The organism is Bacillus sp. FSL K6-2431, from assembly GCF_038005165.1.
Lineage (GTDB): Bacteria > Bacillota > Bacilli > Bacillales > Bacillaceae > Bacillus > Bacillus pumilus.
In genome coordinates this window covers 3,435,948-3,458,709 of record NZ_JBBOSQ010000001.1, presented here as the reverse complement: position 1 = coordinate 3,458,709, position 22,762 = coordinate 3,435,948, and the positions used below count along the sequence as shown (strand labels likewise).

22 protein-coding genes are annotated in these 22,762 nt (G+C 40.4%); 3 read left to right on the top strand and 19 right to left on the bottom strand.

Annotated elements, in window-relative coordinates; translation table 11 throughout:
- Positions 1 to 12: 12 nt before the first annotated feature.
- The 5 genes from MHH40_RS17445 to MHH40_RS17425 all read right to left on the bottom strand — a co-directional run bounded on the left by MHH40_RS17445 (position 13) and on the right by MHH40_RS17425 (position 3,048).
- The gene (locus tag MHH40_RS17445; protein WP_309216983.1) at positions 13 to 1,425 is read right to left on the bottom strand and encodes a polysaccharide deacetylase family protein; all 1,413 of its coding nucleotides are present in this window, start codon (positions 1,423 to 1,425) and stop codon (positions 13 to 15) included.
- Between the two features lie 159 nt (positions 1,426 to 1,584).
- Entirely contained in the window at positions 1,585 to 2,124 is a 540-nt protein-coding gene (locus tag MHH40_RS17440; RefSeq protein WP_268459559.1) for a delta-aminolevulinic acid dehydratase, read from the bottom strand.
- 31 nt (positions 2,125 to 2,155) lie between these two features.
- Positions 2,156 to 2,461, bottom strand: coding sequence for a GNAT family N-acetyltransferase (locus MHH40_RS17435; protein ID WP_327839426.1), 306 nt, complete (start codon positions 2,459 to 2,461; stop codon positions 2,156 to 2,158).
- Between the two features lie 107 nt (positions 2,462 to 2,568).
- Entirely contained in the window at positions 2,569 to 2,736 is a 168-nt protein-coding gene (locus MHH40_RS17430) for a hypothetical protein (RefSeq protein WP_253622411.1), read from the bottom strand.
- An 18-nt stretch (positions 2,737 to 2,754) separates the two neighbouring features.
- A complete protein-coding gene (locus MHH40_RS17425; RefSeq protein WP_003216648.1) occupies positions 2,755 to 3,048 on the bottom strand; it encodes a CotD family spore coat protein in 294 nt (97 codons plus the stop codon).
- A gap of 178 nt (positions 3,049 to 3,226) precedes the next feature.
- On the opposite strand from MHH40_RS17425, the gene MHH40_RS17420 reads away from it, so the two are divergent.
- The gene (locus MHH40_RS17420; RefSeq protein ID WP_050943717.1) at positions 3,227 to 3,544 is read left to right on the top strand and encodes a hypothetical protein; all 318 of its coding nucleotides are present in this window, start codon (positions 3,227 to 3,229) and stop codon (positions 3,542 to 3,544) included.
- 35 nt (positions 3,545 to 3,579) lie between these two features.
- Positions 3,580 to 3,792, top strand: coding sequence for a hypothetical protein (locus tag MHH40_RS17415; protein WP_003216677.1), 213 nt, complete (start codon positions 3,580 to 3,582; stop codon positions 3,790 to 3,792).
- Between the two features lie 35 nt (positions 3,793 to 3,827).
- Here MHH40_RS17415 and MHH40_RS17410 read toward each other — a convergent pair whose 3' ends face one another.
- The 4 genes from MHH40_RS17410 to MHH40_RS17395 all read right to left on the bottom strand — a co-directional run bounded on the left by MHH40_RS17410 (position 3,828) and on the right by MHH40_RS17395 (position 9,012).
- Positions 3,828 to 5,168, bottom strand: a complete 1,341-nt coding sequence (locus tag MHH40_RS17410; protein ID WP_050943716.1) for a sugar porter family MFS transporter — start codon at positions 5,166 to 5,168, stop codon at positions 3,828 to 3,830.
- 81 nt (positions 5,169 to 5,249) lie between these two features.
- The gene (gene araA / locus MHH40_RS17405; protein WP_106029117.1) at positions 5,250 to 6,671 is read right to left on the bottom strand and encodes an L-arabinose isomerase; all 1,422 of its coding nucleotides are present in this window, start codon (positions 6,669 to 6,671) and stop codon (positions 5,250 to 5,252) included.
- 17 nt (positions 6,672 to 6,688) lie between these two features.
- Positions 6,689 to 7,393: an L-ribulose-5-phosphate 4-epimerase gene (locus tag MHH40_RS17400; protein ID WP_106029116.1), complete on the bottom strand. Its 705-nt coding sequence runs from the start codon at positions 7,391 to 7,393 to the stop codon at positions 6,689 to 6,691.
- The gene (locus MHH40_RS17395; RefSeq protein WP_340901365.1) at positions 7,387 to 9,012 is read right to left on the bottom strand and encodes a xylulokinase; all 1,626 of its coding nucleotides are present in this window, start codon (positions 9,010 to 9,012) and stop codon (positions 7,387 to 7,389) included. Before MHH40_RS17395 ends, MHH40_RS17400 begins: the two co-directional genes overlap by 7 nt.
- Before the next feature lie 273 nt (positions 9,013 to 9,285).
- On the opposite strand from MHH40_RS17395, the gene MHH40_RS17390 reads away from it, so the two are divergent.
- On the top strand, positions 9,286 to 10,386 hold the full coding sequence (locus MHH40_RS17390; protein ID WP_340901363.1) for a GntR family transcriptional regulator: 1,101 nt from the start codon (positions 9,286 to 9,288) through the stop codon (positions 10,384 to 10,386).
- Positions 10,387 to 10,419: 33 nt separating this feature from the next.
- Here the strand turns inward: MHH40_RS17390 and MHH40_RS17385 are convergent, their stop codons facing one another.
- The 10 genes from MHH40_RS17385 to MHH40_RS17345 all read right to left on the bottom strand — a co-directional run bounded on the left by MHH40_RS17385 (position 10,420) and on the right by MHH40_RS17345 (position 22,620).
- A complete protein-coding gene (locus MHH40_RS17385; protein WP_003216513.1) occupies positions 10,420 to 11,145 on the bottom strand; it encodes a DsbA family oxidoreductase in 726 nt (241 codons plus the stop codon).
- A 140-nt stretch (positions 11,146 to 11,285) separates the two neighbouring features.
- The gene (gene hxlB, locus MHH40_RS17380; RefSeq protein WP_212046142.1) at positions 11,286 to 11,843 is read right to left on the bottom strand and encodes a 6-phospho-3-hexuloisomerase; all 558 of its coding nucleotides are present in this window, start codon (positions 11,841 to 11,843) and stop codon (positions 11,286 to 11,288) included.
- Entirely contained in the window at positions 11,840 to 12,472 is a 633-nt protein-coding gene (hxlA, locus tag MHH40_RS17375) for a 3-hexulose-6-phosphate synthase (protein WP_003216301.1), read from the bottom strand. Before hxlA ends, hxlB begins: the two co-directional genes overlap by 4 nt.
- A gap of 189 nt (positions 12,473 to 12,661) precedes the next feature.
- On the bottom strand, positions 12,662 to 13,018 hold the full coding sequence (locus MHH40_RS17370) for a winged helix-turn-helix transcriptional regulator (RefSeq protein ID WP_065098474.1): 357 nt from the start codon (positions 13,016 to 13,018) through the stop codon (positions 12,662 to 12,664).
- 75 nt (positions 13,019 to 13,093) lie between these two features.
- Positions 13,094 to 13,963 (bottom strand): alpha/beta hydrolase, encoded by an 870-nt coding sequence (locus MHH40_RS17365; RefSeq protein ID WP_340901362.1) that lies wholly within the window; start codon positions 13,961 to 13,963, stop codon positions 13,094 to 13,096.
- A 53-nt stretch (positions 13,964 to 14,016) separates the two neighbouring features.
- Positions 14,017 to 14,394: a hypothetical protein gene (locus tag MHH40_RS17360; RefSeq protein ID WP_340901361.1), complete on the bottom strand. Its 378-nt coding sequence runs from the start codon at positions 14,392 to 14,394 to the stop codon at positions 14,017 to 14,019.
- Between the two features lie 18 nt (positions 14,395 to 14,412).
- Positions 14,413 to 14,760, bottom strand: a complete 348-nt coding sequence (locus MHH40_RS17355) for a YxiJ family protein (RefSeq protein ID WP_003216235.1) — start codon at positions 14,758 to 14,760, stop codon at positions 14,413 to 14,415.
- Positions 14,761 to 14,819: 59 nt separating this feature from the next.
- Positions 14,820 to 14,948 (bottom strand): YxiG family protein, encoded by a 129-nt coding sequence (locus MHH40_RS18940; RefSeq protein ID WP_423220680.1) that lies wholly within the window; start codon positions 14,946 to 14,948, stop codon positions 14,820 to 14,822.
- Positions 14,949 to 15,339: 391 nt separating this feature from the next.
- Complete coding sequence (locus MHH40_RS17350; protein ID WP_050943707.1) at positions 15,340 to 15,582, bottom strand: DNA-binding protein; 243 nt, start codon at positions 15,580 to 15,582, stop codon at positions 15,340 to 15,342.
- Positions 15,583 to 15,585: 3 nt separating this feature from the next.
- The gene (locus MHH40_RS17345; RefSeq protein ID WP_340901360.1) at positions 15,586 to 22,620 is read right to left on the bottom strand and encodes a DNRLRE domain-containing protein; all 7,035 of its coding nucleotides are present in this window, start codon (positions 22,618 to 22,620) and stop codon (positions 15,586 to 15,588) included.
- Between the last annotated feature and the right edge of the window lie 142 nt (positions 22,621 to 22,762).

Genomic DNA, 22,762 nt, shown 5'->3' with positions numbered 1-22,762 from the left:
TTCGCATGATCATTACGTATTCAATTCACCTTTCTTCGCCCGCAATTCCTTCCACTGCTCAAGCTCTGACACTGTCAACAATTGATATCCTTGTTTGGTTAATTCCTTGATAATCGTGACAGCTGCATTTGCCGAGGTGTCATAGATGTCGTGCATTAAGACGGTTTCTCCGCTAGACGCATGTGTGAGAATGTAGTTAGCAACGTACTGGCTGTTGCGATATTTCCAGTCTTCAGGATCTACGTCCCAAAGCGTGACTTTCATATTGACAGCCGCGTTGATTTGCCCGTTTGTTCCTCCATATGGCGGTCTAAAGTGAGTCGGTGTAAAACCGCTCGCTTTTTCAATGATTTGCTGGGTCTCTTCTACCTGTTTGACGGCTTGTTTTAATGGCAGTCTTGTGAGTAAAGGATGGCTATAGGAATGATTTCCGATTTCATTCCCACCCTTTCTGATTTTATTTAGCATATCGGGATAATATTGAACCCTGCTGCCTAATACAAAAAATGTCGCATGTCCTTTGTTTTCTTTTAAAGCTGTTAAAATTTTTGAAGTCGTTGATGGATTTGGTCCATCATCGAACGTAAGGGCAATGGCTTTTTGATTTGGATTAAACGCTGACTGTTTTGGCAGTTTTACGATTTTTCTTTTTGGAATCGGTTCTTTTTTCTCATTTTTGTTCTTTTCTTTATTAATATATTCAGGCTTTAACATTCCTTTAAGCAGGGTTTTTTTAATCGCCAGCACTTGAGGGCCTTGTTCGCTTGGTGCGATTTGCCCTGCTGGAAAGTAGAATTCAATAAAACGATCCTTGATGGCAAAATACTGATAATGCTCTGCCGCAGGAGACGTTCCTTGCTTGAGTAAATGCTCATTTTCAGCAAGAGAACGATCTTTCTTTAACTCCTCAAATGTCATTTGAGACAGTTTTTGCAGATCTTCTTTCTTTGATAAAAATAAATCATCTATTGATAAAAAATGCTGTTTCTTGAAATCAAAATTGAATATCTTCGTTTGATGTGCGCCTTTTACTCCGCCTTTCAATTCATATGTATTGAATTTAATCGCAGCAGTTTGCTTGGCATAATGAATAATCTCGTAATCTATATTTAATTCGTATCGATTCTCTTCATCGACATCGCTCGCTTCGCTAAATGATGTTTTGAATTTGTCTAGCGCTGTTTCTGCATATCTTTTCATCTCTTGATCTAGCTTTTCTTGATGAAAGACCGGATAGTTGACTGCATATCTCATGTATCTCCCGTCATTCACGAGGGTGACTATCTCCACTTCTTTATAGCTCGCATCTGGTTCTACCTTCTTCTTCTCCGTCCCACTTGCCTGCTGATTATGATAAAATGCAGCAATTCCGATGATGATTGCAAGTCCGCATAGGACGAGACTGATTTTCCATTTCATTGACACAATAATTCCCCTCTCGTGATGGCGTCATGCCTTGATGACGTGTGTTTGTAGGATAGACTTTGTGCGAACCTAATTTAGTTTTCAAAAAACATAATCGTCACACTTTAGACACATTTTAAAAGAGGAATAGAAAAAGGGCTTGATTTCTCAGCCCTATCATTATTTTTGCATATATAGTTGAAATAATCTCGTTTCTTCATCAATCGAACTCGCTCGATCAAAAGCCGCTCTGACCGTCTTTGTATTGTTCAAGCGCTCATAAAGCATAGTCAATACAAAGATAAATGCCGCATCTCCATCAATGTAATCATCCGGCGCTATATAGGACAGGGCACCTGCTGCTAAGAAGGCATCTGCTAATTTTTTCTCACCTAGTGTGCAGCCTGTAGAAATGACGTGAATCCCCTTTAATGAAGCATACTGCTTGATTTCATCCGCTCCAAAAGCAGCGCCTCTAGGCTCCTCATCTTCGTATACATCTTCCCCTAATTCAGGCATGATCAATGCTCCTTCTTCACCGTGAAACGATAAAAGAAGGTAATCTATTTCTCTTCTATTTCTACCAGATAACACATGAATCAGGTCATTCGGTCTTCCAATCCAATGCATATCGACTTTCGCGCCGAAGTTTTCAAGTGCTGCACGCAGTGCAAAAGATTCCAGCTCACTATTAGGTCCTGCTGCTAATGTGATGCACATGGCTTGTTGATCCACTTCTATCTCCTCCAGACTATGATAAAAATAAAACCATTTTTTCCTCATCTGCATATGTATGATCTGGCCATTTTAGTGCTTTTTCTTCAAGCGCGTATGACTCAAATCCAATAGAGCGATACAGGCGTTTGGCTGAGTGATTGGTCGTCACGACTGATAAATACATTTGCTCGATGTCGTGTCGTTCTCCGGCGAATGAAAGAACTTCTGTCATCAAGGTCTTGCCTACTCCTTTTCCGCGGGCGCCCGCTGTAACATACATCGCTGCCACATTCGCTCGGTGCTTTAATTTCTGTAAGTTTTCTTGGATGAGCGTGACCATGCCCACAAGCTTCCCTTGATCAAAGGCGCCAAAGGTCCACATCAATTGTACCGAAGTATTGTACCGATTTGCTCTTCTTCATAACTCATCGCAAAGCCCTCTGGATGTCATCGTAGTGCTTCTAGTCTCAACGCGGCATATTCTTCAGCATCATCTGGAATTAACAATCGAATATTCAGAACATCGCCCCCAACAGAATGATTCATACGTCCAATTTTATCTTGAAAGGAGATTTTGATCAAAATTTTTCTTCTGAAAATAAAAAGGCATCCCATAAAAGGATGCCCCCTTCATTACCACTTGCAGCGTTTCACTGGACGGCAGCAAGGGTTTTTGATATCACTGCCGCAATCGTATTCTTTCACGATATACTCGTTATGAGTCGACTCAGTGACAGGATAGTAGTTTTCAATTCTTTTGATATTTTTATTGACGTTTGTGATATGCGTTGGATGAATTTTTCTGATGGTTTGTTCATTCGTTCTTGTGTTGACAATTTGACGTGTGGGGAAAACAACCGTTTCATCTTCTCCATGGTTTCCTCTGCGAGGTCCAAAGAAAAAATCATCTAATCGATTCCGGCTCATCTCAACACCCCTTCAATTTGTCTTTCACTTACACTCTATCGTATGTAAGAGACGTCATTTGTGATTAGATGCTTGTCTATTTTTTAAAAAATCCACTATTCATCTCGTTTTCTCTTTCTTTACAAAAGGTCATTTTTAACATATTATACAAATGATATATTGCGCAGAAAGGACATCTATGAAAACAAAACATAAACTCTTTTTATTCATGACATTTATTGTCATCATCATTGCTCTTCCAATGCTATCACCTATGATCTTCACAAATTCAACCGAAAAAGGCGCTATCCGGAAATCAATTTACCAAGAAGGATACCCTTACCAAAGCTATTTTGCTATTTTGAAAAAAACGAAGTACAAAGATCCTGAGTATGGCCAGCTTTATGATGTTTACTGGCAGGCTTGGAAAAGTGAAACAGGGATGACACCTTCTGTCTGCTATTCGAAAAAGGTCGAGAAAAATGAATATAAGGTTAGCTGCGGTACCGCCCCATAACCTTCCCACTCATCATCAAACACGAGGTGAACGATATGATCAATACGACACAACCAATCGAACGAAACAAGCTGGACATTGCACTTGAACTGACTCAATTGCATTTGAATCGATATGAAACGAATCATCCTGATCAGCTGAGTGAGGTTTATGCAAAATATTATGCGCTGCTTGAAGTGCTGGATTTATCTTCTTATGATCAATTGATTGATTTATTGCCAGATGAGCTAAAACAGACGCTTGAGTAAAAAACCCTCTATCCACATGGGATAGAGGGTTTTCTTTATACTCGTGCTGCCATATCGGTTTCGATTTGCTCTAAGCTTCTTCCTTTTGTTTCAACTAGTACAAAGCGGGTGAACAATAGTCCGATTAAGCAGATGACACCAAATGAGGAGAAAATAACCCCAAAGCTGAATTTATCTGCCAGGATAGGGAACACGAGTCCGACGGCTAACGATCCCGTCCAGTTAAAGGCAGATGAAATACCTGCGCCGATACCTCTGACAGAAAGCGGGAAGATTTCGCCGATGATGATCCACGTGATCGGTGCCCATGAGAAGGCGTAGCACAAGATAAAGCAGCAAAGTGAAATCAATGTCACCCAGTTTAAAATCCCTTCACTCACACCAAGTGCACCTAATGCGGCTGGTGCAAAGAAAGAAAGGGCCATGCCCGTTCCCCCTACGGTGAGAATCGTTCGGCGGTCGAACCGGTCGACAAATTGTAAAAAGATCACGGTGGTGACGACAAAAATGACACCGACAATGACTGTAAAACCTGCGGCAACCTGAGGTGCAAGGCCTACATTCCGAGCAATACTCGTTGCATAATACACTATGGAGTTCGCGCCTTGTATTTGCTGAAGGGTCGCCATCCCAACCCCTATGAAAAGAGCCATTCTAAATTTCTTTTGGAACAATTCACGAATACCAGAGCGTTCTTCTTTTGCGACTTCTAAAATTTCCTGCATCTCTGCTTCGATTTCTTCACGAGAAGAGCGTAGTGATCCTAATACCTCTCGTGCTTTATGAGGCATTCCGTGCTTAATTAAATATCTCGGAGATTCAGGAAGTTTCAGCATCCCAATATAAAGTACGATGGCAAATAAAGCGGCACTACCGAGCATCCAGCGCCAGCTGTCTGGAACAGGTTCAAACACAAATGCAACAATATAGCTCAGCAATAGTCCGCTCACGATCATGAGCTGATTGAGCCCAGACAATTTCCCGCGAATTTTAGCAGGAGCAATTTCAGACATGTATGCCGGCACCAAAGATGAGGCAGTTCCTACGGCTGTTCCTAAAAAGATACGTGCAATGGTTAATGAAATCTCTTCTGGTGCGATAGCTGATCCGATCGCTCCGACAAAAAAGATAACAGATGAGACCAAAATAAGCTTTCTGCGACCAAATTTATCCCCTAACAGACCGCTTAAAATGGAGCCGATAATCGCCCCGCCCATTAATGAAGAGACGACAATTCCAAGCCATAATGGGCTGAGCTGAAATTCTTGCTGAATATGTCCTTCTGCCCCTGCAATAATACCAATATCATATCCGAATAAGATGCCTGCAAAGGATCCGAAAAAGAAAATAAATTTACTTGACACTTTTTTCTCCAAGTGGATGACCCCCTCACTTAATTAACCGCTTTCATTTCATCCCGTGCTTCTACTGCACTCAGTAGAAGACCTTTTACCCTTCTATAAAACCACATATTCTGCATTGACAAGTTTTGCAAAATGAACAATTTGATCAACCGTTAAATTGAGGGATACGACTGTATGATGACCCCCACCTTGCTTAATCCATGCTTTGACGCCGTCCTGAAAATTCGGCTTGATTTTCCAGAGCACACGTGCAACCGGTAAATGAGGTGCTGCTTCCTCCGGCTCAAAGGCTTCAACTTCTTGTATGAGCCATTTGAAATGAGTTCCAAAGTCAGCAATAGAAACGACAACACCTTCCCCTGCTTTTCCATCAAACACAAGGCGAGCTGGATCTTCCCTGTTTCCGATTCCAAGCGGAGATACGACAATGACAGGTTTCGTATGGGCGAGCGCTGGATCTACTTCTAACATATGAGATTGCAGCACTGCTTCCTGTCCAGAGGTCATTTCATACGTGTAGTCCTCCATAAAACCAGTGGATTGATGATGACTCATCACTTTTAATAACCGGTCCAGCGCAGCAGTTTTCCAATCGCCTTCCCCCGCAAAGCCATATCCCTTTGCCATTAGCCGCTGTACCGCAAGTCCTGGCAGCTGCTTCATTCCATGTAAATCTTCAAAGTTTGTCGTAAAGGCATTGTACCCGCCTTCATCTAAAAAGCGTTTGATAGCGATTTCATAGCGCGCTTGCACCTTAACACTTTTTTCCCAATCTTCAACTGAATACGTTCCATAATCCACATCATATTGCGTTAAATACTCTGCAAATAATGCATCTACCTCTGCTTCTTCTACTGCACTCACATATTCGACAAGATCGCCTATGCCAAAGTAATCAACGGTCCACCCTAACTGAATCTGGGCTTCGATTTTATCACCTTCTGTTACAGCCACGTGGCGCATGTTGTCACCAAACCTAGCCACTTTGATCTGAAAGCTTTCATGATAGGCAGCTGCCACGTCCATCCAATCAGCGATTTGCTGCTGCACATCCGGCTTAGACCAATGACCGGCAACAATTTGGTTTTGTTTATTTAAACGTGCATTGATATAGCCATATTCTCTGTCTCCATGGGCAGATTGATGAAGATTCATATAGTCCATGTCGATCGTGTCCCACGGAATCTTTTCATAATACTGTGTGACAAGATGCAAAAGAGGCTTCTGCAAAAGATTGGTCCCGCGTATCCACATTTTTGCCGGTGAAAATGTATGCATCCACGTCATGACGCCGACAACTTCATCACGATAATTGACCTCTTTCATCAGCTTTGTGATTTGATCCGCGCTGACAGCTAGCTCCTGCAAGATCACTGGATAAGGAAGTAAACCGCTCTCATTTAAGGCATCCGTCATTTTTTGTGCATCTGCTTTTACTTTCTGCAGTGCTTCATCTCCGTATAAATGCTGTGATCCGACAATAAACCAGCATTCTTTATGTTGACTTGTTAACATAGAAATCCCTCTTTTCTTTATCTTGAAGGTTTTTGTCCGTAATACGCATGTTCGCCGTGTTTTCTTAAGTAATGTTTATCTAAAATTCGCTGCGGAAGAGGTTCTGCGTATTCATTTAATTGCTTTGCGAACAAATTCATTTTGGCAACTTCATCTAAAATCACACTGTTTGTGACCGCACTTTTTGCATCTTTCCCCCACGTAAATGGGCCGTGGCCTTGAAGCAATACACCCGGCACCGCCATCACATCTAGGTTTCTTTTCTCAAACGTTTCGATGATCAGCCGGCCCGTTTCTACCTCATAACCGCGATTGACTTCTTCTTCTGTCAGAAATCGAGCACACGGAACAGCGCCGTAAAATGTATCGGCATGTGTTGTGCCCATTGCCTGTAAATCGAGACCTGCCTGCGCCCAAACGGTTGCCCACATGGAATGGCTATGTGAAATACCGCCAATTTCTTCAAAGTGTTTGTAAAGAACAGCATGTGTTGCTGTATCTGATGAAGGGCTGTATTCCCCTTCCACTACTTCACCGTCAAAGTCGACCACAACCATGTCTTTAGCTGATAATTGGTCATACGCTATACCGCTAGGCTTAATAACGAATAGACCGCTGTCACGATCACACGCACTGACATTGCCCCATGTGAATTTCACAAGTCCATATTTCGGTAAATCTAAATTGGCTTCGTATACTTCTTCTTTTAAGCGTTCTAGCATACGGTTGTCACTCCTTTCTTTGGCATCAGATGTGATACTGCCGCCTCTTCAATCGGAAGGCCGTCTTGATAGCGCTTTAAAAATTCGCCAAAGCCTTTGACATCAAGTGGATCGGGTTCTATCAGTTCTTCTGATGTATGGGCAAACACTTGATGCGTGAGAAATTCAGCCAATGTTTGCTTTTGATGATGGACCATATAGGAAGCGAGGACAGCCATTCCAAACGCACCGCCTTCTCCCGCAGTAGAAACGACTGATACAGGTGTATCAAGCGCTGCTGCCACCATTTTTTGACCAACGAGCGGTGTTTTAAATAACCCTCCATGCCCTAATAACCGATCAATCGCAACCTGTTCATGTTCTTTTAAACGGTCCATCCCTATTTTCATTGCGCCAAAAGCAGAAAAAAGATGGGTACGCATGAAGTTAGCCAGATTAAAGCGGCTTTCAGCTGATCTGACAAAAAGAGGTCTTCCTTCTGGCAGTCTTGTAATATTTTCACCAGAATAATAGCCATAGCTTAAGAGCCCGCCGCCATCTCGATCTGCTTCTAACGCCTGCTGCAATAAGGCTGCGTATACCTTTCCTGACGACACTTGCACGCCTAGTGCGTCAAATGCCTCTCTGAAGATATTCATCCAAGCATTTAAGTCACTTGTACAGTTGTTCGCATGAACCATTGCGACTGGCAGTCCGTCCGGCGTTGTGACCATATCCACTTCTGGATACACACCCTTTAGCTCCTGCTCTAACACAATCATGGCAAAAACAGATGTCCCAACTGAAATGTTCCCTGTCCGTTTTTCTACACTGTTTGTTGCCACCATGCCCGTTCCGGCGTCACCTTCCGGGGGGCAAAATGGAATGCCTGGCCGCAAATGTTTGCCTTGATCTAAAATGGCTGCTCCTGCTGCCGTTAACACACCAGCCTCCTCGCCTGCTAAATAAACACGCGGCAGAAGGTGACGTAGCTTCCACGGATAGCCTTTTTCTGCGATCAAGTCTTCAAATTGATGGAGCATTTCTTCATTGTAATCTTTCGTTTGTTCATCAATTGGGAACATGCCTGACGCATCCCCAATGCCAATGGCCTGCTTTCCTGTTAACAGCCAGTGAATGTATCCTGATAGAGTGGTTATATATTCTAAACGGGAAAGGTGTTTTTCCTCTTCTAATATGGCTTGATACAAATGGGCAATGCTCCATCTTTCTGGAATATGAAATTGGAAGACATCCGTCAGTTTTTGACTCGCCTCAATGGTTGTTGCATTCCGCCATGTGCGAAACGGAACGAGGACCTCTCCTGTATGATCACATGCCACATAGCCATGCATCATAGCTGATACCCCAATTGAGCCAATGGTTTGAATGGTCACGCCATACCTTTGCTCGACTTGCTCTTTCATCTCTCGGTACGCTACTTGAAGACCTGTAATGATATCAATTAAGTTGTACGTCCAAATTCCTTCCTGGAGAGAACTTTCCCACTCAAATGCACCTTGGGCAATTGGCTGAAACGCTTCATCTATTAAAATGGCTTTAATTCGTGTTGAACCAAATTCAATCCCTAAAGATGTCCGTCCTTCTTTTAAGGCTTTGGTCGTCTCTTCATGATTCATTCTGCGTTCACCTCCATGAATGATAACGGTTTCAATTTTCGTTTTCTAGATTCATTGATTCTCTGTGCACATTCACAATATAATATTTGTACGTACATATGTCAATAATAAATATAGTTGTACATACACGATATGACAAAAACCTGCACTTTTCTAAAGCTGGTAAGACAGAAAGGGGAAGCGCCTGTTTTTGATTCGACAACCATGTTAAAATATGTCCATACAATTTCTTCTCAATCCGAGTAGATGATCAACTGAGAAAGAAGTGAAACGATGAAAAAGAAGTACCAGATCATTATCGATGATATAAAAAGCAAAATACTCACAGGGGATTACCGGATCGGGGAACGTATTCCAACTGAATCAAGCCTGCAGGAGATGTATCAAGTGAGCAGGCATACGGTTCGAAAGGCCATCTTAGAATTGTCGAGTGAAGGGTTTTTGCGAAGTGAAAAGGGTTCAGGCACATTTGTGACCAATCAATATCAAACAAAGCCTGCTGGACATCCGCATATGAGAACGATTGGGGTTATCACGACATACATATCCGATTACATTTTCCCTTCCATCATTCGAGGCATTGAAAGCCGATTAAACGAAGAGAACTATTCTTTGTTACTGGCGAGTACGAATAATGATGTAGAACAGGAGAAAAAAGCGCTCGAAATGATGCTGTCCTTTGGTGTGGACGGACTCATTGTCGAGCCGACGAAAAGCAATTTATACAACCCGAACATCTCGTACTACCTATCTTTTAAAGAACAGGATGTACCGCTCATTATGATCAATGCCTATTATGAGCAGTTAGAGGTCCCTTTTCTCTGTTTGGATGATGTGAAGTCCAGCTATTTAGCCACAAAAGAGCTGATCACCTCGGGACATCAGCAAATCGGCCTGATCTCAAAAACAGATGATTTACAGGGAAAGTACCGAATGAAGGGCTATATTCAAGCGCTCGGTGAAGCCAAGCTTAATTTCCTGCCTAAGCACGTCCTCTTTTTCGATACAGAATCGAAGCAGCATTTGGGGGATGATATTAAAACTTTCTTATTAAAGCATCAGCATGAGCTGACTGCCCTTGTTTGCTATAACGATGAGGTTGGATTAGAAGTTGCCAATGTATGCAGTGACATCGGTCTGTCCATTCCAGAGGATCTTTCCATTATTGGACAGGACAATTCGTATATTGCCCAGAAAAATGCCCATGTGAAGCTGACAACACTGACGCACCCTCAGGAGCAAATGGGCCGGGATGCAGCAGACTGGATGATTAAAAAGGTGCAAGGGAAGAAGAATCTCCCTCATCAAACCTTTTACGAACCTGAATTGGTTCCAGGTGAAACGATCAAACAAATGAATGCAAGAAAAAAATGAGCCCTTTTTGGAGAAGGCTCATTTTTTATATGGTTAGATCTCTTCTTTAGGGGCAGGCACTGCGCATACGCCATCTGCACATGCTGCTTCAAATGAATTGGCAGCCTCTTTCTCAGCTTGAGCTGCTTCTTCTGTCCAAGCCGTTTCAAGTGCACGCAGGAAGGTATCGGCTGGCTGTGCACCTGCCACTGAATATTTGCCATTGATCAAGAAAAACGGAACAGCATTGATACCAAGCTGTCTCGCTTCTTGTTCGTCTTTTCGGACATGATCAGCAAACTCTTCGCCGCCTAGAACTTGCTGTACTTCCTGCAAATCAAGACCTGCTTTTTCTGCAATATCTAAAAGGGTTTGACGATCACCAACATGCTTTCCATCTGTGAAATATGCTTGAAACAGCTCTCCCATGACGAAATCGCCTTTTCCCATTTGACCAGCATATTGCGCCAGCTGGTGGGCATCAAAGGTGTTTGTCAACACGAGTGGATCAAATTGAAAATCGATTCCTTTCTCTTTGCCGGCCTGCTTCACCTGCTCATTCATCGCCATGGCCTGGCTGCGGCTCATCCCATATTTTTTGACGAGCATATCATGGACATCAAAATCGACCTGAGCAGGTGCATGTGGATCAAGCTCAAAGCTTTTAAACTCGATTTCTACCTGTTCCTTTTGAGGGAATTGTTCAAGCGCTGTTTCTAGTTGTTTTTTTCCTATATAACAAAAAGGACAGGCGATATCTGACCAGATTTGTACTTTCATCTTCATCTTCCTTCCATGTTTACGCTTTTTCTTTAACGATGTAACAATTATAGTTACAACAAATCGGTTATGTCAAGATTCTGATCTTGATTGGAATGAAAAAGCCTCTCCTTTTAAGAAAGGAAAGGCTTTGAAAATGACTATTCTAAATTGGCATGGTGACCGTACATTTTATGAGTGTCGAGTTCTTTTATTTCCATTAAACGTAAAATGACCGCATCGTATGTCAGAAGTAGCGCTTGCTCAAATAGCGAGCCCATTGGCTGAATGGTATGATGGCTTCCTTCCTGTTGATCCTTTGGTGCACCTGACAGTAAGATGACTTTATCCGATAGATCAGCTAGAGGTGACTCAGCAGAAAGCGTGAAAGCTGCCACTTTTCCGCCAATTGCTTTCGCCTTTTTTGCAAGGACAAGCAAAGTCTCTGTTCGGCCAGATCCGCTCCCCACAATCAAGAGATCTTCTTCTGTAAAGGAAGGTGTATTGGTTTCACCGATCACATAGACCTTGACGCCAATATGCGAGAGTCTCATGGCAAATGATTTTCCCATCAAACCAGACCTACCAGCCCCTGCCACAAAGACCTTTCTTGCAGCTAAAATGCTTGAGACGAGTCGCTCCGTTTGTTCGTCTTGAATAGCGGGCGAGTGCTCAGAAAGCTCATTCAAAATGGCTTTCACATAGTCACTGGTCTTCATGATTGTGCGATCAGCTGCTTCATTTGTGCGGCCACTTCTGCTTTATTATCCTGGCTTGCGATACCGCCACCGACAATGATCAAATCAGGGTTTAATTTCACGACTTCAGGTAACGTATCAAGCTTAATTCCGCCTGCAATGGCTGTTTTCGCTTGTTTGACGACTTGTTTAATGGTCATCAGGTCAGCAAATGAGTTTTGTCCAACCGCTTGCAGGTCATAGCCTGTGTGCACACAAATATAATCGACTCCTAGCTCATCCAGCTCTTTTGCCCGGCCAGCGATATCTTTGATACCAATCATATCAACTAAAATCTGTTTCCCTCTTGCTTTCGCTTCTTTCACCGCTCCTTGAATGGACATATCTTCTGCCGCTGCAAGAATGGTCACGATATCTGCTCCAGCTTCGGATGCCTGCTGCACTTCATAGCCGGCCGCATCCATAATTTTCAGATCAGCGAGTACACGTAAGTTTGGAAATGCCTGTTTGACTTCTTTGACGGCACGCAAGCCTTCGTTGATCACAACAGGTGTTCCAATTTCGACTACATCAATAGATCCTTCTACTTCTTTGATCAGCTCAATCGCTTCTGGTATATTCACTAAATCTAACGCTAATTGTAATTTCATGAACGTTCACTCCCGTTTTTTCATCTCATCTTCAAGAGCTCCGTGAATAGGGCTTCTTGAACGATGAAATGAGTATAACAACTGGATGGAAGCAATCCAAGTACGCACTTTTTTTTTACATACTATACTTTTTCGCATATGGTTACAAAAAAGATACTGTCTTTCGACCAGTATCTTTTGCATGTATTACTATTTATCATCCTTTAAAAAATTGCTGTCGAGATACTGTTTTCCCCAATCATACATCGATTCTAAAATCGGCATTAAGCTTTCTCCTAGTTCTGTCAGAGAATACTCAACCTTTGGCGGAACGACAGGATAAACCTCCCGATGCACAATGTGATCTTCCTCTAATTCTCTTAGCTGATTGACAAGCATTCTTTGCGTAATCCCAGGCATTAACGACTTTAGCTCACCAAACCGTTTTGTCCCTTCTCTGCCCAGGTGCCATAAAATCAGCATTTTCCACTTACCGCCGATAATATTTAGCGTCAGCTCTTTTTCGCAATTGAACACTTTATTTTCCATACGTGATGACAACAACATACACTCCTTTGGTACAAACCATTTACGCTTTATCATATACTGCGGCAAAATGGATTGTCGAGCATACAGTCTTTGTTATTGATTTTGTTTGTTCACAAATGTCATAACAGACTCTGTCATTTTTTGCGCTTCTTTTGGCGCTCTGTCTGATCCAAACCATTTATTTAAATCACTGTGGCTCAGCGAATGGACCCGAAACACAAACTTAGAACCTTTATCATGGTTCAGTTTTTCTGCAAATCGATACACCTCAGGATTTTCCCACCCCGTGACCAAATAAACAGGCGGTACATTCGCTTGATTCATATAAGTGACAGGTGATGCCTTTGTCCAGTTCTTCTCCTGTTTACCAAATACTTTTTTATACGATGGAATGGCTTGGATAAATTGATTGATGTTTAACGGACCATCTAAAATCACGATAGAATTGATCGTTTTTGGCGACAGCCCCACACGTTTTAAGTAAGTCGAATCTGTGGCCACCAATGCCGTCAAATGACCGCCCGCTGAGTGACCCATGACATTGATTTTTGATGAATCAATTTGATACTCATCTGCATGATCCTTGACCCATTTGATGGCGTTTGCCGTATCATCTGCCATCTGCTCATAGTTGGCATCAGGGTGAAGCCTGTAATTCATCGAAACAAACACATACCCTTGACCAGTAAAATAATCCGCCTTTGAAGCGACTCTATTCTTATCTCCGCCTGTCCAGCCGCCGCCATGGAGATAGATCATGACTGGATGCTTCTTCTTTTTGTCTTCTTCTTTTCCCTTTGGCATATATATATCCAGTGTTTGCTGTTTGTTTTGTGTGTCTGCATAATGGATGTTTGTCGTCGGCTTAGGCTGGTTGAAACGGAACACAAAGAATGCGCATACCAATAAGCCAGCGATGACTGCTGCAAATAAAAGCCACTTCATCATTCGATTCAATGTCATTGCACCTTTCTATATTGGGATGGAGAAGCATGATTCGCACATATGTAGAGAGACTAGCCCGATTCATTTGAAACGACTTGTATGACTTGAACCGTTTCACAATAAAAAGAAAAATACTGTTCTTCATAGTCTTCGACAAAGTAATTCAAATTTTCCCAGCCTCTATCCAAAAACTGAATGTCCAATAAAATATGGTCATCGTTTGTTAACTCCAAATCTTTGATTTGAACAGAAGAGACGTTGGTAAATTTCAGATGAATGTCTGCTTGTAGATTCGGGGATTCATATGGGATGTGTAGAACAATACAATTGATCAAGTCGTAATGTTCATTATACTCTTTAAAGTAGTGAAATTCATTGATTTGCTTTAGATAGTTGATATTGAAATCTGGGATTTGTTTTTGGATTTTTTCATCTAAAAACCATGTCATCGTTTGTCCTCTAAAAGGTTATTGTATAAGTGCAATCATTCGTTTTCTTGTTTCTTCATGGTATTGAACATAGGAATGCAATAAAGGATACGATTCAAGGATCTGTTGATACGATTTGATTTGGGGATATTGCTCTTCAAATGACTGACGTAGCACGTTTAACTGTTTTTTCGGTATTCGTTTATGATCGATCACATAACTTAAGCTGCCTGCAACAAGTGAAAAAAACATATAAAAATCATCTGAACATATACCAGTTTCTTCTTCAAAAGAGACGATCTCATCTGGATAAGCTGAATCTAATAAGTATTGATAACGTTGTTTTAAATCATCGAATAAATCTTGTTTATCACGGCTGATTTTCATGGACCTTTCCCCAATCTCTCATTGTTTTAAATTCTTATTTAGACGCTAATGAGATCTTCCTATACACTGCAGATAAATTCTTGTGAATCGAAACATACGTTTTTCGATTCTATTGCGAGTAACATCCCATTGATGTTAAATAGAAAATTTGCATTTGCTTCAAATTCTTCAAGTAGTTCATTGTTCAAGTTCCCTGTATCATAAAGATGAAAGACAGATTTAAAATTTTCTATTTTACCCCTTCTGTTATTAATTCTTCAAATCTAGAATTACCTTACCACATTTATAAATCGTATTTCATGATGAGTGACATTTTGTAATTTTGATTATTTTATTTTCAATTATTCTCTTGAATTACTTTTTACTTATATTTGTAGAATAATTTTTAATTCTTGGACTTCTTTTGTATTACCTCTATAACAATACACTTACTTTAACTTTCGTAAAAGTTTATAAGGTTTCATAAAACTATATACCCTTTTGGCATATCTTCTCATGTTTAAAATTTGGGCAACAAATAAATAACAAAAAATGCGCCTTATAGTGAATAACATACTAAAAGGCACATTTCTACTAAAGCTATTTATATTTTCTTATCCATTCTTCCAAATCCTCTTCTGTGTGGAAATAGGAATTGGGAGCATCTTTCAAATCAATTCCACTTAGAAGAATCAGCATATCCCAAACTTTTTCATCATCGACTTCAGGATCATCTGCACTAACATAAATCTCAGCCCAATCAGAAACTTCTTCTCTAGTCATAGTCCCATTTAAGACTTTTTGTATTTTATTTATACAGTCTATCATTTCTGGTTCGACCATAAATTACCACTTCCCTATATACTGACCTTTACTGTTAAAGCGGTAATGCACTTTAACTTTACCATTTTGTGGTCTTACTTGTCTTACTTTACCACGATGATCAATAGTTTCATGCCATGTTCTCTTTTTTCCTGTTTTATAATTCCATTCTCTTACTACTCTTCTGCCCGCCATTTCCCCTTTTTTCTTAGCCGGTGTTACGTGGCCATAGTAACGGTAACGTCCCCCAGATAAATGCCTAACTTTTGCCTTGCCATATTTTTGTGATTGCTTATAATGTTCTTTTAATTTGCTATGCCTAGCAGCATTGTGGGCAATATTTGAAGATCGTTTAGCACGCTTTACTACTTTTAACACCTTGAATACCTTCCCAGGTCCAAAATTCGATGCTGCTGCTAAAGCTGCGCCTTTCCAGCCCTTGCCCGATTTATAAGCTTTGTATCCATCATATACTGCAAATCCTGCATTGACAACAAACCATACCCAATGGCCGTCTGGGTCTACATTCATGACTGGGTTGTTGTTTCCATAGGTATATCCGTTTTGATCTAGTGAATCTCCATCGCTTCCTGGATCTGGGTCAAGTGATAGGAATACGCCGTTTCTTGGTTCATAGTAGCGTGCGATTAAATAGTACAGTCCTGTTTCTTCGTCGAAGCGGTAACCAGCATAGCGATATGGGTTGCCTTTTACTTCTTCATCTTCTTTTACCTTTGTTGGAACGCCCCATGTATCGTATTCGTACTCAGCAACGATTTTTCCTGCACTATTTGTGATGGCCATGACATCACCGTGTGCATTGTAGTGATAGAAATATTTGTTTCCATTTTGCGTGAATGCAAGGAGTTGTCCACTGTCACCGTATGTGTATGCTTTTGTGACTTCGTTGTCTCCATCTGTTTCGTATAAAACATTCAGGCTGTCGCCGTCATAAAAGTAATTGGTGACTTTTCCATTCACTGTTTTTTGAATTCTGTATCCACGCTCATCATATTTGTAAGTGACAAATGGCTTGTCTTCGCCTTTTTTCGTGATGGCCGTTATGTTATCTTCTGCATCCCATTCATAAAGGAATTGTCCGTCAGACGTTCGGTTGCCATTTTTGTCATAAGTTAAAGTCTCATCATTTACCTTTGTCAGTTGGTTCATGATGTTGAATGATGCGTTGATTGTTTTTTTAGTGCCATTTTTTTCAGTCGTAACTGTTTTTCTGTTTCCAAACCCATCATATGTGTACTCAATGACCGTGCCATCTGGATGACTTTCTTTGATCAATTGATCTAATTTTCCATATTCATAACGAATCTTCCCGTTGCTTCCTTGATCAACCGTTATTCTGTTTCCATTTTGACCATATTCGTAAGCTTCGTTTAAGATCGTCGTGCCTTGGCTTGTTCCAATGTGCAAATCATTGATTAAGTTGCGCTCATCATAAGCAAAGCTAGCACCACTGCCGTTACCTGTAATAAAGGACTGAACATTTCCATTTTCATCATAATCAAACGAATACGTAGAACTCGAATCCTTCATCTGCGTCATTTGATCAAGCTTATTGTAACTAAATTGGTTCTTCCCTTTTTGATTTCCGTGTGTCCACTCAAAGGATTTCAGTTTATCTGAATCGGCTGGATACGTCCAAGTTTGGCTGCTGCCACGCTCTGTTAACTTTGTGATGCGATTTTGTTGGTCAAACGTGCGATTTTTGGTTGTGTTTTGTTCTTTGTTGACAACCGTTGTTTCGTTTCCGTTTTTATCATAGCTAAAGTGATATTTTTCTGTTCCATTATACGACTTTGATTTCACTCGGTCTGTTCCATCATACGTGAGAGACACTTCATGTCCATTAGCAGAAATGGTTTTGATTAAGTTGCTATTCGCATCATATTCACTTTTTAACACATTTCCTAAAGGATCAATGGTTTTCGTCAATTTGCCCATCAGGTCGTATTCAAATTGATACGTCTGATCTGACTCTGCACGAATCGTTTTCGACTGTTCATTGCCCTCTTTATCATACGTTCTCACAATGGATGTCCCGTTAGATAAAGTGATTTTCTTCAGCTGATCAGCCTGGTCATATTCGAATGTTGTTTTTTCGCCTTTCGCATCTGTTTCAGAAAGCTTTTTGCCCGTTTCGTCGTAGGCAGATTGAGATGAGTAACCAAGTTCATCCTCTTCTTTAACAGCATAGTTCCCTTTCTCATCGTAAGTGGTTTTCGTTAACAGACTACCTTCTACTAGACGGATATCATCAAACCAAGCCGTTCCAGTCGCGCTTTTTTGGAAAACAATCTGAACGTCGACTTTTTTCAATGGTTTTGTTTTTGGTATGACAACCGCCGCTCGGTTCCACTCTTGTGTACCGGTTGGGAATTTCGCATTAAACGTTCCTGTTGTGCCATCTGTATACGTAACGGACGCTTGAAGTGAGTAATCATTCTCATTTGAGGCTTTGACATTTTCAGCCTTAGACATCCCAGTCAATGTGACATACACAGATTGATCATTCACACTTTGTTCAATCGGTACAGGTTGTTTATAGATGGCATTTGCTTGAGTTGTAGAGGTTCTTGTCATTTTTAACGAAACGTCATCGTTAAAGCCTTCTTCATTATCTAATGAACCACCTGTTCCGCTCCAGCTTGTTGTTTTATCCGTAAAGGAATTATTTTTGACTGGATTATAACTTGATGAAACTTCTCCTTTTTCTAGCTGAATCTCATCGAACCAGGCTTTTCCTTTTCCAGCCTTATCTCGATGATCCACTTCCATATAGATTACAGCTTTGCCTGCATGAGATGGCGTCGTAAACGTGACTTGGCGTTTTGTCCAATCGTTTTTGCCTAATAATGTGCTGTAGCCGTTGCTGATCCATTGAATTCGTTTGTTATTTGTATCTCTTAAATCGATGTTAAAAAATGCTCTTGCTTTCGTTAGCTCTGTCTTTATTTTTCCACTAAGTGTATACGTCGTATTTGGCTCTAGTATTACTTCTTGAGTAGCAGAAGAATAGCCAAGTTCTGTTCCTTCAGTTGTCGATTGTGAACTGATCTCTAATACTCGGCCGCCAGATAACGCACCACTTTTCCCAGCTATTTGTGCTAGTTTCCCGTCATCCTTAGATGAGGTAAGCTTCCAGCCAGTTAGCGTATTTTCAAAACTGCCATTTTTTAATATACTCGCACCTGAAGCAAGTTCTTTACTCGTTTGTACCAAATTCCCGTAAGAATCATAAATACTTGCTGAAGACATATTTCCGCTTTGATCTGTCTCAGATACAGCATCTAATCCATCATAGGCGATATCTGTGATATCTCCTTCTGTATCTTTCACTTTAGTGACATCATTGTTTTTGTTATACTCGTAGGTTTCTGTGCCATAAGCATCTTTCGCCTGAATGACGTTGCCATTTTTGTCATACGAATAGCTTTCTGTAGCTTTTCCTTTTTCTACATCATTTGGGTCAGTTTCTTCTACGATTTGGTTGCCTTCATATTTCGTATTAGTGGTAATTTTAAGCCCTTCCGCATCATCTACAAATTGAATTGGATTGGCTGCTTCGTTATACGTATACTGTATTTTCCGACCGTTTGGCTGCGTCAGCATGAGTGTCTTTTTAGATAAATCATATGCGTACTCAAAGGTTTCTTTTTTTGCATTGATTGCCTTGACTAAACGATGATTTTCATATTGGTATTCTGTAAAAACAGGCTGATCTTCTGTGCTGTTTTGAGAGAATTGTTTAATCAGTTTGCCATCTTTGTCGTATTCATACGAGATGCTCGTTCCATCTGAATCAATGATTTTCATTAGGAAGCCTGCATCATACTCATATGAAAGCTTTTTTCCTTTTGGTCCTTGAACCGAGATGATATGACCATCTTCATCATATTCCATTGTTATTTTTCGACCAGATGCATCTTCTATTGATGTGAGCTGATTGTTTTCGTTATATTTGTATGTCGTTGTATTTTTATGTCCATCTACAACCTTGGTGATTTTCCCACCATTTTTACTAAAGTGTGCAAAGGTTTGATCCTTCGTTTTTAACATGTATTCATCTTTTGATTCCGTTAATTCAAGGAAAATACCTGTTGGTGGTTGATACGTACCATCTGTTTTTTTTGTAAAAACATGAGTTGTGGCATCTTCATCAAGATAGATGGCACCTTCTTTTGTTGGCGTGATACTCGTTTCTACATCTGCGTACCACCCTTGACCAAACAGGTGGTCAGCTGCATCTAAACTGTTGTATGTGCGACCAATTCCAAGTCCCGGTCCTCTTCCATCAATCGACATTTCTTCTTCACTGACAATCACATTACCAGTCGCACCATTTAGCTGGCCGTCTGGTATATCAATAATCGACCAGTAATCCTCTGTTCCAAGGAATTCAGCCCCTTCATGGAATGTCGGGTTAAAGGCTGGTGTCGGAATGGTTTCTCCATTTGCATCGTAGGCGGAAAGAGTAAAGGAGTAGTTCTTGCGTCCTTTATAATTTCCATTCGCATTTTCATATACTGGTGATGGGTCTAGCGCTAATTCCCCGCCCTTTCCATCTGTATGAAGCACATATTTCCCACTTTTAACTTCAGTAGGAGTCGGCCAAATGTTCTTGTTTTGTGTAGTCCAATGATCGACATCACCAACATCAAATGTTTGATATGCCTTACCATTATAGATGTTAATTTTATACCCTTTTGCATTTTTCACTTTGTCCCAATGTAAATTGATATAACCTGTTTGGCTCTCTTTTGTATTGGTATAAGCATATCCAGATAAAGCTTTCGGTCTAGATAAATCAGGTAAAGTTGGTCCAGCTGGCGGTGAAGCAATGGCTTCTCCATCTTTATTATAGGCAATCACTCTGAAGGAATAATGTTTTTGAGCCCCATCTCCTCCAGCATTTTTGTAAGTCGCACCAGGATGAATTGGAAGCTCAGCACCTTTTCCATCTTGGAGGTGCAATGCATATTTACCTGCTTTGATCTCAGCAGCTGTCGGCCATACTTTTTTCCCTTTTGTTGACCATGATGTTTGATTCCCAAGATCCAATGTCTCATAGCTTTTCCCATTAAACATTTGTATTTTATAACCAGTCGCACCGGATACTGAATTCCAAGAGAGATCAAAGTAACCTGTTGCGTTATTATTATTGAATCCTTTTGTACTAGGTGCTTTCGCTCTAGCCACATTCGGCACGACAGGTTTTACTTTTGCGGACATTGCGCCTTCACCTTGGTCAAAAATCGCACTTACAGCTACCCAATAATTTTTACTTGCCGCATAATTGCCGCCTGAGTTTTTGTAAACCGGGGAAGGATCAACTGCTAATTCAGTCCCGCCTTTTCCATCTAAATGGAGTTTGTATTTTTTTACTGCAATTTCGCTTGCTGTTGGCCATATATTCTTTCCTTTTGTACTCCATGATGCCACATTTCCAACTGAAATGGCTTCATACTCTTTTCCGTTGTACAGCCATACTTTGTAGCCTTTTGCGCCAGACACCTTTTTCCAACTTAAATTGAAGTAGCCTGTCCCATTTCCATTACTAAAACCTTTTACAGTTGGTGCATTTGCCTGCGGAATGGTATACGTTACTTCAATGACTGGTTTATTGGTAGAGTTTGTTGATGAGATTATTTTTTTCCAATGGTCTTGCCCATTTCCATTTGCATGTAATTTAAATCCATAGTTAGCTGTTCCGCTATTCCAAGCTTTGATGGTCGATGTCACATCATAGCTCGCCCATTGTCCTTTATATACATTGGCTTTGCCGATATTTTTGGAGCTTGGTTTATTATTCCATGTTAGTTTTGTATGATCATAGTTGGCATTCACTGTATCCAGCCAAAGACCAGTAGCCTTCGTCCCGTAATATGAATGAGCAACATACGTTTTGAGCGTCGCTTTCGTTACATTCATATTTTGAATCGGCTTGAATGAATTAAACTTCATAAACGCATAGTTTGTACCAGTTGTTTTATCATAATAACCTGTTTTCAGTACATAACTTTTAAGTTTAGCATCCCATTTTTGCGTAGAGGATGAATAATTTGTTGTTGGGTATTTACTCATGATAAATGTGTCTGCTGACACAGATAAAGAAGTCGAAGGATCGATAGACACAGGATAAACTCGTTCAGGATCTTTTAGCCATTTTTCATCTGCTGTCACACGAAGTAAATAGCCATCATCTTCTTTTTCTAATTTAAAGCTCACATCTTCTGAGCGAGCCACTTCACCTGACTTTTCATCTAAATTAGAATCAGTCATAAACGGTTTTGGGACTTGAAAAATGGTCCGTTTCTTCTGATCATAAAATGTGATAGAACCGTCTTCCTCGATTTCCCCAGTTAGATCAGTCTTTATTTTAAATGTAAATGAATTGTAGCCATCATATCGATTGAGTACAATATCTTCTTTGATATTTTCATTAAAGGTAAATGAACGTAAATCTATATTTGGAAATACCTCTTCATATGTAAGCTCGTTGGTGTTCTCTTTAAATTGTGCAGATGAATCTTTGGAATCGATTTCTGATTTATTTTTCCCTGAAGCTTTTAAAATTGAAAATTCAATTTGATGCTTCTTGTGTTCAAATGTGGCATATAGCCCTTGTTTCATTTGCTTTTGAAAAGTTGATTCTAATCTTGCATTTTCTGTTTCTATTTCTTTTTTCGAGCTCGTCTTTAATTCAGGAGAGATATCCTCCCACTCAGCATCTGGGGTCTCTTTTATATGAATTGGATCAGGATATACCTCTTGTGTAAATACACCCTCTCCTTCATAAAAAAGCTTGCTGTTTTCTGTTCTTTCTGAAAGAATTTCTCCGTCTTTTCCAATTTCATCTTCGTCAATACCTGCCATTTCTAGGGCTTTTGAATTATCTAATTCTTCTAAGCTGTTATGACTTGGTTTTGTATTTTCGTCATGTTCTTCTGCAAAAATATCAGAAGGAAACATTGATAAAAGCATCACAAACGATAGTAGTGCTGCAATATTCTTTTTCCAATTTACTTTTCTTTTTAGATTCATATTAATCTCCTTATCATATATTTGTAACATTTGTAACATTACGCCATATATAATAATACATTTGAAATGATACTTCAATATATTTCAATAAATATATCATTCTTTCAAACTAAACCATATATCATCAACTTATCAATAAATC